This window comes from Litorilituus lipolyticus, assembly GCF_006439335.1.
Classification (GTDB): Bacteria; Pseudomonadota; Gammaproteobacteria; order Enterobacterales; family Alteromonadaceae; genus Colwellia; species Colwellia lipolytica.
Genome location: NZ_SAWY01000009.1, coordinates 1 through 16765, shown reverse-complemented (window position 1 = coordinate 16765; position 16765 = coordinate 1). Strand labels below are relative to the sequence as shown.

Sequence of the window (16765 nt, the reverse complement as noted above, 5' to 3'; positions counted from 1 at the left end):
AAAAGAAAAACCGAGCTTGTTTATTACAGCTCGGTTTGAGTTAGTGCTATTTAAAATGCTACAAACTAATTTCTAAACGTTGATTAGCCTTGACCTGCTTTAAAGCCTGATGCTTGCCATTTGGCCAAATAATATCTATATCAACAAGCTCCGCCGTTCCTAATCCCACATGCTGCTCTTTTGGATGAACTGACATATAACCATCGGTACTTCTAACCTCACGCCAAATTTGCGTTTTATTTGGCAAGCTAACTAAAATTTTAGCGCCAATAGCATCAAGTGAAACATTTTGCTTTGGATCCCCTTTGAGCTTCACTTTAAGCCAATGACTATTACTTTGTGCTAGTTGGTTATCAAATAATACCGCTTCTTCGTGATAGTTATTAATTATAATATCTAAGTCACCATCATTATCTCGATCAAAATAGCTGGCACTTCTTGAGTTACTTAATAACCCTAGACCACTTTTCTCAGTAACATTGTTCAATTTACCGGCTGAATTTTCAAAAAACACATTTTTCTCTTTTGCACTAACAGGCATAACCGCCTGCTTTACTTGATTATTTTTTGGATCTCTATAATAAGGGTTTTTGCTGCTGTACAAGTTGAACTCATTCATGCCATTTAAAACATATAGATCATCATCACCATCTAAATCATAATCAAAAAAGTCGGCATCCCAGGACCAGCCCGTAGAGGAGTAACCTCGCCCAACATTGCGACTTGCTATATATGTCTGCTTATCACCCCCGATAGAAGAAATAAATAGATCATTCGCCTCTATCACTTTCATGTGCGCTAACTTATCGGCATTAAATTTTAATTTAGTGTCTTCATTTGGCAGAATGTAACTTTCGTCTTTATTCATGGTAACAATATTAGAAATATAAAAATCAGGTAATGCATCAGAATTAAGATCACTAATACCAATGCCCATAGTATAAGAAGGTTTATCTGTTGATAGCTGATATGATATTTCATCAAAATGACCTTTTTTATCGTTAATGTAATAACCATTAACGCCAAAATCATTTCCAACAATAATATCTTGCCAGCCATCATTATTAATATCAGTATGTGCAACAGCTTGTGCCCAGCCTGTATTATCAAGCCCTGAACCCACAGTAATATTTCTAAATTTGAAGTCACCAATATTTTCAAATAACTGGTTAGCTTCTCCATTGCTATTTCTTCTTTTTAAGGTCGGTAAATCGCCACGTAAATAGTTTCCGAAATAAGTGATATATAAATCTAAATCACCATCGTTATCAAAATCGAACAACGTCGCTGGACCACCTACTTGGTTTTTGCCGCCAATATTTGCAATATGCGTGACATCTTCAAACCTATTTCCTGAAATATTTTTGTAAACTCTATGACTGTCATCCACATAAGTTATAATTATATCTTGCCAGCCATCATTATTAATATCAGCAATTAGAGGCTGTCTAACTTCTCCTGGATGGTTATCTTCTTGACGAATCCACTCGAGCCCATACGCCCTTGTTTTATCAATAAAACGACCATTTTTTTGATTTAAAAACAGTTTATTGCCACGCCCACCTAACAGTAGAACATCAGCAAAACCATCGGAATTTATATCTTCTACAGCAACACCTGAACCACCAAAAGCAGGCGGAATAGTAATAATTCCTGAAGTAGCATCTTTTTTAATAAATGAGCGCAGTTGCCTATTTAACCAATCTGACGATTTATGCTCAAAGCTTATCCCTGAGCTTTTAGTCACATTTTCAAATGGAGTCCTCGTTGCTAACACTTGGATATTATTCTCTTCTTTTACGGAGTGAATACTTACTTCACCTACCGCTTCAGCTTTTCTATTGAGGTGTAAGGTAACCTTTTCATCAAGTAGTTGCTTTGCCAGCTCAAGATGCTTCACTTTCAGACGCTGATCACCCATGTTAATTGCTTGTGTACCTGCAACCCTTAATAATAAGACGCCATATTGAGCAATATTTTCAACAATAAGCTCTGCTGCAAAAGGGTCTGGCTCAATATAAACATCAAAGCTAGGTGAAAAAATCGCTTTAGTTAAATATTGCCAATGAACCCCAGCATCACGAAAGGCGTCCATATCATAAGATTCAAGATATATTTGTTCTGTTTTAGGTAGATTAGGGAAAAACAAAACATCCTCATACTCATTTAATTGATGCGGAATAAATTGCTTGGCGAAATCATGTACTGACTTCTCAGAAATGACTGTTAAGTTATTACTCATGGCCTTTTGCTGAGCACCAGCATATAAATCACCAGAAAATACAGAAGCTATCTCAGTAAACTTTTTGATAATACGTGCAGACTCAGCTTTATCTTTTGGCCAACTAACTCGGGCAAAGTATACCTGAAGGTTGCGTAAGAATAGTTGATTGTTAACTTTGTTGTAAGTGGCGTAAGCTGAAAGCTTTTTGTTTGCCATTTGCTTAACTAATACAGGATCAATTTTCTGATACTGAGTTTTTATTTCAGTCGCTTTCTTTACCGAGATATCCCCTAACTCTTGCCAAACTGTTGCGATATTTTTTACAGTAATCAAATGTTCATTATCTATCTTTGCTTTATTGTCGGCAACTTTAAGCGCTGCTAAGGTATAGAAGTCAAGATTATCTTTAAGCTGCTCTATGGCATTCTCACTTAAAGGTAATAGGGATGACTCAAAGTTTAACAAGTTATTCTGTTGCACTGCTAAAATAGCTCTAAGGGAATATGCAATACTGGCGTATTGGCGTTTATCATCTTTATGAATGGTTAGCTCATCACCACCATTAAACGTCAACAACCAGTGCCCGTGGGAGTTTTGCTGTTTTGTAAACAATCCAAGTACAGAAGCTGTTATATGTGAAGATAAAATAATATCTTCTTGCTCATTCATGGCGAGTCTAGATGCTTGTTGCCATATTTTTTCGATAAACTGCTTTTGTAAAATGTTTTTGGTAAAACGTGCATCATCATCAAGTGGCGTTCCAAACATAAAATCTTCAAGCCGAGATGCCGTAGCATAACATTTAGGTTCAGATTTTTTCTCAAGCTTATTAATTGCATTCAAAATCTCAGCAATTGAATTTTCAAATGCGTAACAATTTAAGGGCATCAACAAAGAAAAAGTAAATAAACTGCCAAATAACTTTATCATTTCTCTTGTACTCTTCATGAATAGAGACTCAATTATATATTTCTCTTCATTGTCTCCTAAAAACAGGTTATTGCCAATGAGTTATCCCCTTTAAGACATCCGACATCTTCTTTTAGAACTACAATTGACTATCATTTTCTTTTAGGTTTGTTACAATTTGTAATAGTTCTATGTGCCAACATGATTAAATGATGGTCAACCAAATATTAGCTAAAGGTTAAATTATGAAAAAAACAATAATATTATTTGCAATTGCGGCATCAATGCCAACCTTTGCTCAACAAAATGTTTATGAATTAACGCAAGTGAAAGCTGGCAAATTAACTGCTACAAAAACGAATCAATTTATTAGTCTTATGACTGAAAAGACTTATGATAAATATATAATTTCTGTCTCTGGTGATGGGGGCTACTCACATCAATTTGAGAGTGACTCACCAACATTGAACATTTCAGATTTAGACCTTCCATATAACGGTTCATATAACTATGAGATCAGATCTGTAAAATTTGTGTCTGATGCGCAGAATACTATGAATAATGGTCGTTCTGAAGATGCTAGAGGTAAAGTAAGCATTATTGATGTTCAAGCAGGAAAGTTTGAAGCAAACTACGGACAAATCAAGGCCGCTCAGGATATCCAAGAACCTAGAAAAAATAGCTTTCCAAACGCTGAAGAAGAAAAATAATTAAGGAAGTCATAATGAATATAAAAAACATAACAAAATTAAGTGCTATTTCACTAGCTATTATCTCTTCCTATACTGCACAAGCTGATCAAGTTATTTTAGATGATCTTATTGTTGATGGTAGCATCTGTGTTGGTCAAGACTGTGTAAATGGTGAGAGCTTTGGTTTTGACACTTTACGATTAAAAGAAAATAACCTTAGAATTAGAGCAGTAGATACAAGTAATAGTGCCTCATTCCCTACTCGAGATTGGCAAATCACTTTTAACGATTCATCTAATGGCGGTGCGAATAAATTCTCTATCGACGATATTGATGGTGGCCGCACTCCTTTCACTATTGAAGCTGGTGCACCAAGCCACAGCTTGTATGTTGATGATGCTGGTCGCATTGGACTTGGCACTTCAACACCGGTTGTCAATATTCATGTGAAAGAAGGTAATACACCTACTTTACGATTAGAACAAGATGGCTCGTCAGGTTTTACTCCTCAAACATGGGATGTTGCAGGTAATGAGGCAAACTTCTTTGTACGTGATGCAACTAATGGCAGCACTTTACCATTTAAAATAAAGCCAGGTGCTCCCACTGATAGCGTAATTATAAATTCTAGTGGTTATGTTGGAGTAGGTACAACTAATTTCACCGAGCATTACACTGCAAAACCAGTTTTATCAGTATCTGGAGATAATAATGCACATAATGCAATAACATTTGACGCTCCAACAGATACTTTCACTTCATCATTTATTTTTTCAAAATCTAATACACCGCAGTGGTTATTAAGTTCAAGGAATGACTATAGCAATGATCGCTTTGTAGTTTATGACTCTTCTGTTGCCGAGGTCATTTCTTTTGAGCAAGGTGGTAAAGTAGGACTTGGTGTATCATCTGTTGATGCTTCAAAAGATATCCAACATAGAAACGGGGCTTATTTATCGACTTCTGGTGAATGGATGTCTAATTCAAGTCGCTCTTTGAAAGATAACATTGTCAATCTTAGTTTAGATATGGCAATAGATACTCTAACGAATTTAAACCCAGTAACCTATAACTATAAAGTATCGCCAGATGATAACCATGTAGGATTTGTTGCTGAAGATGTGCCAGAACTTGTAGCATCTGAAACACGAAAGCATTTGACGGCTATTGATATAGTTGCAGTGTTAACAAAAGTTCTTCAAGAGCAGCAAGAACAGATTAAAAGCTTATCCGCAAGGTTAGAAGGTATTGAGTCCTTAAAAACCCAATAACAACTACTTTTAATAGTTTTATTATACGCATTAAGCCATAGATATTAAATTGGTACCTAAAATATCAATGGCTTACTTTGCGCCAAACCTAAGGTTAGCTAAACAATTAGATATAATAAAACTTGATATCTACTGACTACTTTTTATAAAAATCCCTAACTATATAAAGTGGTCTGCGTTTAACTTCGTTATAAACTTTATTCAAGTAAATGCCCACGGTTCCCAATCCTGCTAACAAGAGTCCACCAATAAACCAAATAGATACCATCAATGATGTCCAGCCAGGTTCAATTTGCCCATTTAGAAATACCTTTTTCATAAATAAAAAAGTCCCCAGCAGAAAAGCTGAAATTGACATTAAAATTCCTATATAAAAAATAAACTTTAATGGATAAGATGAAAATGCAGTAACTCCTTTAACCATAAGACTGACTCGATGCCTAAAACTATATGCACTCTCCCCTTTGTAATCTTTTTTTACTGTAATACTCTTTTGTAAAAATCCTGTAATATGTAAAATACCAGCCATAAACAATTCTGTTTCCTGGTGAAGTAGCACAGCATTGACATATCGTCTACTCATCATTCTAACAGTTAAGGGATTAGCTTCTAGGTTGACACCTGAAAAGAGATTAAACATTTTATAAAATACTCCCCCTCCCACTTTTTGAATCCAACTTCCCTTTCTTAGCTCCTGAACACCAAAAACTGAATCTACTGCACCATTTTTTTTATTAAATTCTTCATAAAAGTCAAAGATTAACTCTGGAGCCTCCTCAAGATCACAATCAATTAAAAAAACCTTCTCTCCCACAGCATGTTGAAGACCTGCCATCACGGCTTTATGATGACCAAAGTTACGACTTAAATCTACAACTTTAACCTTGTCATTCTCTTTAAAAAATTTCAATGCAATATCTAAAGACTTATCCGGAGAGCCGTCATTAACTAAAACAATTTCATATTCATTAGTTATTTTCATTACTGACTGGGATATTCGTTGATAAAATGCATGTAAATATTTTTCGGACATATACATAGTCGAAACTATTGAAATTTTCATATTAATTTCACTTATAATAAACTGGACTTAAATTAACACCGTTTATCCACGGGTAATTACAATTCCATAATCTGAGTGGCTGCCAGAGTGCTTTGCGGGAATACCTTTATAACGACCAAACTTTTCAGTATTAGATGTGAGTACAGCTCCCGAAATCAAAAAACTTTCATCGTTAATATTGAGACCATCAATGGTTGTTACTCCGTTACCAATAAAACATAAATCTCCAACATAACAATTCCCAGCAATTAAACACTTAGCTGAAATATAATTATGATCACCTATAACTAAATCATGACCCAACAATGTATCCGACCAAATAACATTGTTATTACCTATAACAACAAAGGGCTCCACATTACACCCTCCCATAATTACATTATTTTCACCTAGTTTAAAATTACTATACTTTAATGCATTAGAACTTATATAGTTTGCTAAGTTATAACCTAGGTCCTTTGCTTTTTTAAAAAGTGCTCGACGGTTCCTCATGCACCTATATCCTATTGCGACAAACATCTTATATTCTTCAGGCGAAAACTTTTTATCTATATCTTCAAAAGGCAAAACAGGAAGGTCACAAAAACTATGAGTAGAAATATATTTTCTATCAACACAAAAACCTAAAACTTCATAATTTGAATCTGCACTAAAGTAAAAGTGCATTAGTTTTGCAAAGGGTCCGATACCGTAAATTATTAACTTATGATTTTTATTCATTTTTTAACTCAAAAAAAAGAGAATTGGCCATTTCAGGGTATTTACATGCAATATCATCAAGCGCTAATAGTACTTCTCTTTTCAAATTTAAACTCTCAAGTTGACTTGTAGAAAAAGGTTTTAAACTTAATCCTTCGCTTCTTACTATATTAAAATTTAATGAACTAAATAGTGCAATCCAGTCTTCAAATGTAAAGAAACGCTTATGCCCAAATTTAAAGTCAGTTTCAGACATCATTCTGATATCATCGAGCAAACCAGCCCTATTAGCTAACATTCTATGTAAAGATGACGCACTAGGTACTCCAACAAAGATACTACCCTGCTTGGATAAAAACGTTCTAAATTGTGTCAATACCTGAGCGGGATCATCTACATGCTCTAATATAAAGCCCATACCAATATTATTAAACTTCTCTAATGGTTCATATTCCTCAAACATTGTCTCATAGACACTTACATTGGGGTGTGCATCAGAATATTCCTTTACAAGACTAGGAGCCCCTTCAATGACAAGTGTATGTTCAAAATTTTCAGACAACTTATTTAAGACCACTCCGTGTCCAATACCTAATTCCAAGTATTTTTCTTTATTAGAGCTGTATTTTACACACCTATCAACATAAGCATTCAGCATTCGCTTATTTTCTGCAGCAAAAGGATCTTCTATATATGTGGATAAATAATCTTCCAAGTTTTCTTTGTACTTCATAATTTAATAGCCTAATAAACAACTAACATAAAAACATTTTTTCATTTAATTATAACTGCAAGTTTTAGCTACCTTTCCCTAAAATAATATAAGACTCTGAATACATTGACTTCAAATAGAATACTACTTAAAAGTCATCATATAGTATTTTGCTCTAGGCCCTTCATTAAACAACAAATCTAAAATACTTACAGTATGTTCAAATTGATATCCTAATTGGTCATATTCTGGATATGACATATATTCGAACCAAGAAACGTGGATGTTTTTCTCTTCAAATATTGACTCATTCAAATATGATTTAGCTGCTGGTGCTGAAACGTAAGTAGTTGCCTGCAATTGCTGACAAATTGCTAATAATTTTTCTGATTGACCAGAACCATGCTCAAATGTATCATCAAAGCAAATTTCAGTTTCAATTCCTAGAACTTTATTTACAAACAAAATAAATTTGTAATTAATTTTAGATAAAGACATTTCAGTCTCTAATGAGTGGTATAAATCACATAATGGTTGACGATACAATTCAAAGAACTTTGCTTTACAATATAGTTGCTCAATAGTTTTCCAATGCTTTTTCCACCAGATATTATCAGCTGTTTGAATTTGCTTGATTTGAAGTGAGGTACTATGATGAACGGGTATAGATAACCATTGTTTACCTCTTTTAGACATTAGTAGATTTCTATTTCGCCAGTCATTTTTGGTATATTGAGCGCTATCGTATAGCACAAAAACATCAACACTATTAATTAAATCAAAATAACCTTTCCATGGAATATAATTTGATTGACTGATTGCAATTTTTTTTATTACTTTACTCACATCGACCCCATTTAAACAGAAAATAGCTCATATTTATACAGCTACAACATCTAAACACGTTTCCTACATAAAACACTCTAGCATTAGTCGATTGATATGCTCAGTTTATAAACTTTACTCACAATACTATCATTAAAGTATGTGGAACTAAGCACTATCATGACTTCGGCAACGAAAACTAACATTACAAAAATATGGTTCTATTAACCGTTTTTAAAAAGCTATCAATTACCGGGCACTAATATTTTAAAATCATCACTTTCCCAGTAAATAACGTAATTATTTTTTTCTAAAAACTGTTGAATGACATCATTCATAGCAGGGTTACTGGATACTCTATTTGACTCAACTGGCCATTCCTTCCTTGAAGTGTCAGTCTTTGCTGATACTACTATAGGTAAACTTTTAACTTCAGAAGCTTCTTTTAGTTTTATTTCTATTTTATTCGACGATTCAAACAAAGGATTAGGGTTATCTATATATTGTTTTTTGTCACTTAAATACTGCAATAAAGGAATACGTCCAAATGTAAACATGTACTCATAATTTTTCTCTATAGATTTCAAAGCATTTAAGACATTTGTCAATACATCTGCTCTTTGTGGAGTAGTATATTTAAACTTTAATAATGGGTGTTCAATACTAGTAAGCATTTGATGTTTTTTACGACTATCACAATATGAGGCAAAATAAAGTGTTGATGTTATAAGAGAAAATATAGCTATTGAACTTAGCAAACAAATCCTTAAATATTTGACTGTTGAGTTATTGAGAATAATCAAACGGACATTCAAAGATTTAACCAGGTTGAGATAAATCAATATGACAGGCAACCCAATATACATACCAGATATAGCCTTACGCAAACTTGTATTCGATCCTAATGGAATTAAGACAGTTATTAATAAAGAAAGCAATGCGATAGTAGAGAAGTCAGGCATACTCTTAGATGTTTTAAAAAGAACAAATCCAAGAAGGATATAATAAACACCAAAAATTCCTTTATCTAGATAGTAATAATTATGGTTATCAAAGATATTACTTATTTTCATTAGATATAAAGCTATCAATACTGAGGTCAAGAAAACTACAATTGAAAATAAAACTTTTTTAAAAGCACAAACCTGACAACACCATGCTATTAAAAGTAAACATAGAGTAAGAAAGGCTCCTTCTTTGATAGCGTAAACGTAATCAGATATAAAACTTTGGAGCAAAGAGCTCACTTTGTGACCTTGTGATGAATCTCTCGACTTCTCTAATAACTTACTCAACCCATCCAAATAAAAATCAAAGTGTCCTATAAATTTCATAAAGCCCAAAACGGCAACCACAGTAATTAAGCAACCAAAGAAGACCCAGCTAATTCTTTTTACTGTATTAACATTAAGACTGTTTGATATGTAGTCAAAATATAGGATTGAAATAATTAGAATCAAACCTAACAAATTGGGAAGTCTGATAAATATATTTAAACCAATGACAACACCTGAAATTAATAAATATCGATTTTTCCTCTCTGACAACCCGATATAAATAAAATAAATAGCCATTAGATAGAATAATGCTGTTAACGCATCATAATTAACGACGGTTGATGCATCTATATTGACAAAAACTATGGTAACGCTAAGTAATATCAATAAAAATAATTTGGATGTGTAACTCCTAAGTAGCCGATATATAAAATACAATGATAAGTACATTGTAATAATTTGAGCAATATTAAAACCAAATACACCAAACCCCCCCAACAAAAAGTTGGTAACAGATCCTATAATTAAACTAAACCATACAGGGAAGGCATTGATTGCGGACTCAGGTGTATCAAAAAAATTTTTATAATAGGTTAACCAAAAACCTGTATCAGTTAAATCGACACCATTTCCTACAAAGTACCAAGGGTAAAAAACAATAAAACCAAATAGAAATGTTTCAATAGTTTTTGCGTTTCTCTCTATAAAACTCACACAAAACCTCCACTACTCTTTCTTTATCCTCATTACTGATGTTGTAATACAAAGGTAAACGTATTAGCTTTTCACTTTCTTTAGTTGTATAAATGTCTTCAAGAATACATGTTTCAAACTCGATACCTGCAGGAGAAGAGTGCAACGGAATATAATGAAATACAGCCAAAATACCTTTATACTTAAAAGCATCTAGTAATGCGGCTCTAGTTATCAAATCTTTTACCTTAATGTAAAATATATGTCCGTTTTGTTCACACTCATCAGGTATAACAGGCAATTCAATATCCCCTTTGATTTTAAGCTCTTTCAAACGCTTAAAATAAAAAAACCAACTGTTAAGTCTATTAGTTTTTATTTTGTCTGCGAGTTCCAACTGCCCCCAAAGATAAGCAGCACTAACATCATTCATAAGGTACGAACTACCTATATCAACCCATGAATACTTATTAACCATCCCTCTGAAAAACTGACTTCGGTTTGTTCCTTTCTCACGGATGACTTCTGCACGCTCAATGAAGTTTTCATCATTAATAATGAGCAATCCACCTTCTCCTGCCGAGGTGTAATTTTTTGTTTCATGAAAACTGAATGTACCGAAATGTCCTATAGTACCAAGAGGCTTCCCATTATAAGAGCTCAACATTCCTTGCGCTGCATCTTCAACCACAAAGAGACCATATCTATCAGAAATAGCCATAATGGTATCCATATCACATGCAACACCAGCATAATGTACAGGCACGATGACTTTTGTTTTTTCTGTAATAACAGCTTCAATTTTACTTTCATCCATATTCATAGTATCTGGACGAATGTCAACGAAGACAATTTTTGCACCACGCATCACAAAAGCATTTGCTGTAGATACAAATGTATATGACGGCATAATAACCTCATCGCCTTCTTGTATATTCAAAAGAATGGCTGTCATTTCAAGGGCATGAGTACATGAAGTTGTTAACAGGACTTTTTTACATTGTAGCTTTTCTTCAAACCATCGCTGACATTTCATTGTAAAAGGTCCATCACCTGATATTTTGGAGCTATTGATGGATTCAATGATAAATTTTTCCTCATTTCCTGTGAGGGTAGGCTTATTGAATGGAATTTTTGTCATCTAACTTTCCTAGCTATGATAAATAAACTTCCACCAAATAAGTTTACTAACAAGCTATTTAGTTTATTTTCAACCCTTGAAATAAAAAGTAGAACGCTGTTTATTATGGGATTTATTGTGATGTTTACATTAACCTCTTTGTTAGTAACAATAGAATTGTCGTCCCTATTTAAAATGGCCCTCAAATAAAGCAACGGAACAATACTCATAAAGAAATAGCTTGCATTTGTAATTTCAAATCCATTGCTTGTAAGCTTATTAATTAGCTCTTTTTTGGTGTACCTTCGTTTATGTCCAGCGATAGCATCATCTCTATTCCATAGCCACATATGCGCTGGTACAGTCAATACTAAGTAACCATTTTTTGTTAGGCTTTTAGAGGCATTTTGAAGAGCTAGATCGTCATCTTTTATATGCTCGATAACATCAAACATGCAAATTGTATCAAATTCATTTTCAAACGGAGTTTGTAAAAGGTTGAATTGGTAGCATGATTGCATTCCGTAGCTTTTTGCATATTTTAACCCACTCATATGCATTTCACCGATAGAAATATTTTGATACCCATTTTTCTTTAAATATCTTGATACATTTCCAGTTCCAGCACCAACTTCAATAATATTTATCGCTTTGGGGAGTACTTTATTCATTTGTTGATAAATAAACTCTTTTCGTGCAATAAACCAAAAGTGCTTTTCTTCTACTTTATAAAGGCTATCTAAGCCTTGAGAATTATAGTCATCATGATCTTCGGTGATATGACTATCAAAAACCTTTACCCCATCCATGACTTTAAACTCTCTAATGATCATAGGGAATTTTCACTCAAAAAATAAACGCCAATAATAATAAAAAGTAATCCCGTAGCTTTTAAAAGACTATATGATTCCTTTAAAAAAATAACAGCGAATATACTTGTAAGAATAGCTAAACCACCAACAATTAGAGGGTATGCGTAACTAACTTCAAACTTTGTCATTGCAGCTATCCAGAAAAATGAGGCGACAAATGCTGCAAACAAACCGCTAAAAATCCATGGGTCTAATAGTAATTTAAATAGAAAAATTAATTGTTCTGAAAATTGTTCTGGAAAGTCTGCTACTTTGTTGACTCTCCATTTTAGGACAATCTGTCCATACACAGTAAAAATGATGGTTCCTAAGATATAGAAATAACCCATTTAATTCTCTTCTTAATTAAAAATATTCCAATCTACATCATAAAAAGTATATTTTTACTTTTCTTTGACTTTCTATCATGAAGAGACATTTGTGACTACATATTCACTTTTTATTGATTTAATGATTTAAGACTTTTCAAATATCACGTCTATTCTTGGTACCATAAACCAACTTAATTGCCTGTTAATGAATTCACTAGGAAAACATTAAAATTAGTGATTTACAGCATCACCACTCCCACTACCTGTAGCTGTTTGAATGATATATTTAAAATAATTTTTAACTGTAATGCTTTTTATCATTTCTTGATCTGTTTCTGCTAATAATTTTGGAGAAGACATATCTATATTATTAACTTGTGCCAGGCCAGTTATTCCTGGAAGCACACTATATACATTACGGCTACTGCGTTCATTAATCAGCTCTTCTTGGTTAAACAAATTAGGACGAGGCCCCACAAAGCTCATTTCACCTTTTAATACATTTATTAACTGTGGTAATTCATCTATTTTGCTTTTACGTAGAAACTTTCCTAACCCTGTAATTGAGGCAGAGTTAGCAAGATGACTTGCAACTGATTTAGTATCGACTGTCATTGTACGAAACTTAATTAAATTAAATGGTTTTTTATTTTTGCCAACACGTTGTTGAACAAAAATAGGTGAGCCTGTATCAAAATAACCAATAACGCTCACAATGAGTAAAATAGGAAAAGTTATAATCAAGCCAAAGAAAGCCATCAGAAAATCAAGTGTACGGGTTAAGGTGTTATTCATAAATTCTTCTATTTTATTAGGGTATTACTGAGAAAAGCTCTACGCATAAATTACGGAATAGCTCACCAGAATTAATTAATGAGATTATACACGCAACATACCTTCAAGCAATGATAAAACATTTTGAATTTTGAAGTGAGTTACAGGCTAACAGTATTAAAAGTTTATTAGCATTAACTGCATAAATTCATCAATTCTCCAGTTATTTATCTGTTTTAAAATCCATTTAGGGTGAAAATAATAGATTGTATAAATATTTAGTTAGATTCCAAAAAATTGTCCGCTATTTTTTTCATGCAATGACTGTGACTAAAGGGAGGCTTCCAACCTAGTAAGCTTTTAGTTTGGCTTATATCAACTTGTAAAGACCCACATAACCGCTGAGATATCGCTGGTTTCCCAACTAAATTTGCGACTATAGTAATCCATGATGCTGGAATTGGTATCAACTTACTTGATACATTTAAAGCTTCAGCCATAGATTTCAGTAAGTGGGTTGTAGAAATATCATCGTCATCAGAGACTAAAAATATTTGATTAGCAGCCTTAGGGTGGTCAATACAAGTTTCTATTAAATCAACGAGGTTTTCAATAGCAACTAAACTGCGTTTGTTTTGTTTAATTCCGCCTAATGGTAAAGGTATGCCTTTTACAGTGAGCTTTAATAGAGATGCAAAATTTGCTTTAACACCTACCCCATAAACTAGAGGAGGGCGGATTATAACCACCTCCATACCTGTTTTTTGTGCAATTTTGCGTAACCCTACTTCGGCTTCATATTTGCTTAAGCCATAAGGATCTGAAGTTATATAATTATCATTAGGTTTAAAAGGTTTACCCAGTTCAGTAAATTCGCCATTAACTTTAATTGTACTAATAAAAATAAAACGTTTTATTCCAGCATCAGCAGCCTGTTGAGCTAAATTCAGCGTACCATATGTATTTATTTCACGGAAAGACTCTAGGGGGTTGGAAGAATTATCATTCATTACATGTACACGAGCGGCGCAGTGAATAACAACTTCACAGCCAGTAAAAACCTGTGAAAAATCACTTTTCGGGCCTATAGTAGGAACAATAACCCCCCCCAGAAACAAGTCATTTTTAGCGCGTAACATTGCCTTTAATGAATACCCATTGTTTTTTAAATGTGCAAATAATTGGCTACCTAAAAAACCGGTTACGCCGGTGACTAAAATACTCAAAAAAACACCTTATATTTGATTATATATATCTAAATGCTTTTTAATTACATCATTAATATCAAACGCCTGTTCTGCAAGAGCTCTACCATTAATAGCAAATTGCTTTCTTAACTCGTCATCATTAATTAATTGTAAAATAGCATCGGCTAATGGTTTATCTTTTTTAACAGGTACTAATAAGCCTGTTTTATTAACTTCAATTGCATCCCTACAACCAGGCACATCGGTTGTAATAACAGCTCGACCACAAGCAGCAGCCTCAATTAAAGATTTGGGTAAACCTTCGCGATAAGAAGGTAACACAACAATATTGGCTTTTGACATAGTTTGAGCAACATCATAGCTATACCCCCAATGCTCCACAATCCCGCTCGATACCCATTTATCAAGTTCCTTGGGAGCAATCGATTTAGGATTTTCTAAATCAGTATCACCGACTAATACCATCCTAATATTGGACACATTAGATTTCATTATTTTGCTAGCAGAAATAAACTCATTTACACCTTTATCAATTAGCAATCTTGCCACAAGCATTACAACGGGCGTACCTTCTGGTTCATTAGTAACTGGATATAAGTCTAAATTCACACCAGAGCCTCTAATAAAGACCTCTTGTTCAGAGTTAATAACACCTAACTTCTTTAATATATCTCTATCTGATGTGTTTTGAAATATTACGGATGTAATGCCTCCAAGAGCAACTTTATAAAAGGTGGAAATAAATGCTCTAAAGATTCTTGCTTTAAAACCAGCAGCAATAAATACATAACCAAGTCCGGATATAGAAGAAACCCTAACAGGAACCCTTAAGATACGCGCAACAATATTTCCGTATAACACAGGCTTAATTGTAACTGAATGCACTATATTTGGTTTTACGGACTTAACTACAGAATATAGCTGTTTCAAAGCTATTAACTCATTAAATATACCAACGCCGCTGCGGGACAAAGAAAGTGGGTGCAAAAAGATACCTAATGACTCTAATTCCTTTCCTTTATCCGTGACAGCGCAGCTAAGATGTACCTCGTAACCACACTTTATTGCAGCTAAAGCAATTGGTAAACGATGAGAAACAAAAAACCAGTCGACATTTACAATAAATAATATCTTTTTCTTCATTAATCTTGTTCTTTGCCTTTATTTTTTTTCTTCTTTTTATTTAGGTCCATAACTTTCGGACCTTCACCTAAAGGAACATTCTCAAAACCAAATTCTGGAGCTAGTGCATCAGGGTCATAAAAGCCAATATCCCCTGTTTTCTGATTTTGCTCCGCTTCTGATTCAGGTGCTTGGGCTGTTTCATCATAAAATCCCCCCATAATATCAACTGGGGAATTTTTCTGTGGCAAGACATACTCAGTTTTAGGTAGGGAAATATCTAATTTATCACTAACAGATGAACGCTTTTCAGCCTCAACATCGTGCTCTTTTATAGGAGATAATCGACTCACCACCGCCTGTTCACTTTGCTCATTTTTTATAGGCTCATATGAGGTAACAGATTGTTCTTGCGAGTTATAATTTAATAAAAACACCATGAACAATATAGCAAGAGCTGATGCAACTATAGCAACACTACTTTTCGTCTTTAACATTTACAACCTTCTCTACTGTTATACTTATTATTCAATTGATAATAATGCGCTATTACCGACAAAGTGTAATCTTCCCACAACAAGGAGTGAGCATAGATAATAAATCACTTTGTAGTTTATCTGCTATCACACTTAAGCCGGTAAAAGGCAGTAATAAATTATCAATAAAACAAATCTAATAAACACATATTAACACTTCAAGCCAAAATGAACCTATAAAAAATTATAAGCCTTCTATAAACTACAAATGAGTTATTAATTAACTAAACGCCAATCCATCTCAATCACCTCAGAGTCTCCCTGACCAACAATAGCATTGCCATTCATCAGGTACATATAAGTAGAGCCACTGCTTTGGTTACGCCACAAAATATCAGCCTTACCATCGCCATCAAAATCGGCCATATCAGCCATCTGCCACTGCGTATCTGCTATGCGATTAATCTGTAAACTTTGATTGATTTGACCATCTCGCATCAACCAACTCCAGTTTGTG

The 16765-nt window shown here is 33.7% G+C and carries 16 protein-coding genes; 2 read left to right on the top strand and 14 right to left on the bottom strand.

The window, feature by feature from the left end; all coding sequences use genetic code 11:
* Positions 1-58: 58 nt before the first annotated feature.
* Positions 59-3154 carry a CRTAC1 family protein gene (locus EPA86_RS05080; RefSeq protein WP_170309571.1) on the bottom strand — a complete coding sequence of 1032 codons (3096 nt, stop codon included), beginning with the start codon at positions 3152-3154 and terminating at the stop codon, positions 59-61.
* Between the two features lie 224 nt (positions 3155-3378).
* Here EPA86_RS05080 and EPA86_RS05075 point away from each other — a divergent pair, with 224 nt between their 5' ends.
* Both EPA86_RS05075 and EPA86_RS05070 read left to right on the top strand, forming a co-directional pair.
* Positions 3379-3843, top strand: a complete 465-nt coding sequence (locus EPA86_RS05075) for a hypothetical protein (RefSeq protein WP_140602338.1) — start codon at positions 3379-3381, stop codon at positions 3841-3843.
* Positions 3844-3857: 14 nt separating this feature from the next.
* The gene (locus EPA86_RS05070; protein WP_140602337.1) at positions 3858-5096 is read left to right on the top strand and encodes a tail fiber domain-containing protein; all 1239 of its coding nucleotides are present in this window, start codon (positions 3858-3860) and stop codon (positions 5094-5096) included.
* A 136-nt stretch (positions 5097-5232) separates the two neighbouring features.
* On the opposite strand, the gene EPA86_RS05065 is transcribed toward EPA86_RS05070, so the two are convergent.
* The 13 genes from EPA86_RS05065 to EPA86_RS05005 all read right to left on the bottom strand — a co-directional run.
* Positions 5233-6159 carry a glycosyltransferase family 2 protein gene (locus EPA86_RS05065; protein WP_140602336.1) on the bottom strand — a complete coding sequence of 309 codons (927 nt, stop codon included), beginning with the start codon at positions 6157-6159 and terminating at the stop codon, positions 5233-5235.
* Positions 6160-6201: 42 nt separating this feature from the next.
* Entirely contained in the window at positions 6202-6879 is a 678-nt protein-coding gene (locus EPA86_RS05060) for an acetyltransferase (protein WP_140602335.1), read from the bottom strand.
* Positions 6872-7591 (bottom strand): class I SAM-dependent methyltransferase, encoded by a 720-nt coding sequence (locus tag EPA86_RS05055; RefSeq protein WP_140602334.1) that lies wholly within the window; start codon positions 7589-7591, stop codon positions 6872-6874. Before EPA86_RS05055 ends, EPA86_RS05060 begins: the two co-directional genes overlap by 8 nt.
* A 123-nt stretch (positions 7592-7714) precedes the next feature.
* The gene (locus EPA86_RS05050; protein ID WP_211664904.1) at positions 7715-8416 is read right to left on the bottom strand and encodes a WbqC family protein; all 702 of its coding nucleotides are present in this window, start codon (positions 8414-8416) and stop codon (positions 7715-7717) included.
* A 224-nt stretch (positions 8417-8640) separates the two neighbouring features.
* Positions 8641-10386, bottom strand: a complete 1746-nt coding sequence (locus tag EPA86_RS05045) for a glycosyltransferase family 39 protein (RefSeq protein WP_140602333.1) — start codon at positions 10384-10386, stop codon at positions 8641-8643.
* A complete protein-coding gene (gene rffA, locus EPA86_RS05040; RefSeq protein WP_140602332.1) occupies positions 10352-11506 on the bottom strand; it encodes a dTDP-4-amino-4,6-dideoxygalactose transaminase in 1155 nt (384 codons plus the stop codon). The genes EPA86_RS05045 and rffA overlap by 35 nt, the downstream gene beginning before the upstream one ends.
* Positions 11503-12318, bottom strand: coding sequence for a class I SAM-dependent methyltransferase (locus EPA86_RS05035; RefSeq protein WP_140602331.1), 816 nt, complete (start codon positions 12316-12318; stop codon positions 11503-11505). Before EPA86_RS05035 ends, rffA begins: the two co-directional genes overlap by 4 nt.
* Positions 12315-12686, bottom strand: coding sequence for a DMT family transporter (locus tag EPA86_RS05030; RefSeq protein WP_140602330.1), 372 nt, complete (start codon positions 12684-12686; stop codon positions 12315-12317). Before EPA86_RS05030 ends, EPA86_RS05035 begins: the two co-directional genes overlap by 4 nt.
* A 213-nt stretch (positions 12687-12899) precedes the next feature.
* Positions 12900-13463, bottom strand: coding sequence for a sugar transferase (locus EPA86_RS05025; protein ID WP_140602329.1), 564 nt, complete (start codon positions 13461-13463; stop codon positions 12900-12902).
* 257 nt (positions 13464-13720) lie between these two features.
* Positions 13721-14668, bottom strand: a complete 948-nt coding sequence (locus EPA86_RS05020; protein ID WP_140602328.1) for a UDP-glucose 4-epimerase family protein — start codon at positions 14666-14668, stop codon at positions 13721-13723.
* A 9-nt stretch (positions 14669-14677) separates the two neighbouring features.
* Positions 14678-15793 (bottom strand): glycosyltransferase family 4 protein, encoded by a 1116-nt coding sequence (locus EPA86_RS05015; RefSeq protein WP_140602327.1) that lies wholly within the window; start codon positions 15791-15793, stop codon positions 14678-14680.
* The gene (locus tag EPA86_RS05010; RefSeq protein ID WP_140602326.1) at positions 15793-16269 is read right to left on the bottom strand and encodes a hypothetical protein; all 477 of its coding nucleotides are present in this window, start codon (positions 16267-16269) and stop codon (positions 15793-15795) included. Before EPA86_RS05010 ends, EPA86_RS05015 begins: the two co-directional genes overlap by 1 nt.
* Positions 16270-16524: 255 nt before the next feature.
* On the bottom strand, positions 16525-16765 hold a 241-nt coding region (locus EPA86_RS05005; protein ID WP_211664903.1), incomplete at its 5' end, for an FG-GAP repeat protein.

Coding starts and splice junctions, on each gene's coding strand:
- EPA86_RS05080 (WP_170309571.1), bottom strand. CDS start 3,154: ATGATAAAGTTATTTGGCAGTTTATTTACTTTTTCTTTGTTGATGCCC.
- EPA86_RS05075 (WP_140602338.1), top strand. CDS start 3,379: ATGAAAAAAACAATAATATTATTTGCAATTGCGGCATCAATGCCAACC.
- EPA86_RS05070 (WP_140602337.1), top strand. CDS start 3,858: ATGAATATAAAAAACATAACAAAATTAAGTGCTATTTCACTAGCTATT.
- EPA86_RS05065 (WP_140602336.1), bottom strand. CDS start 6,159: ATGAAAATTTCAATAGTTTCGACTATGTATATGTCCGAAAAATATTTA.
- EPA86_RS05060 (WP_140602335.1), bottom strand. CDS start 6,879: ATGAATAAAAATCATAAGTTAATAATTTACGGTATCGGACCCTTTGCA.
- EPA86_RS05055 (WP_140602334.1), bottom strand. CDS start 7,591: ATGAAGTACAAAGAAAACTTGGAAGATTATTTATCCACATATATAGAA.
- rffA (WP_140602332.1), bottom strand. CDS start 11,506: ATGACAAAAATTCCATTCAATAAGCCTACCCTCACAGGAAATGAGGAA.
- EPA86_RS05035 (WP_140602331.1), bottom strand. CDS start 12,318: ATGATCATTAGAGAGTTTAAAGTCATGGATGGGGTAAAGGTTTTTGAT.
- EPA86_RS05030 (WP_140602330.1), bottom strand. CDS start 12,686: ATGGGTTATTTCTATATCTTAGGAACCATCATTTTTACTGTGTATGGA.
- EPA86_RS05025 (WP_140602329.1), bottom strand. CDS start 13,463: ATGAATAACACCTTAACCCGTACACTTGATTTTCTGATGGCTTTCTTT.
- EPA86_RS05015 (WP_140602327.1), bottom strand. CDS start 15,793: ATGAAGAAAAAGATATTATTTATTGTAAATGTCGACTGGTTTTTTGTT.
- EPA86_RS05010 (WP_140602326.1), bottom strand. CDS start 16,269: ATGTTAAAGACGAAAAGTAGTGTTGCTATAGTTGCATCAGCTCTTGCT.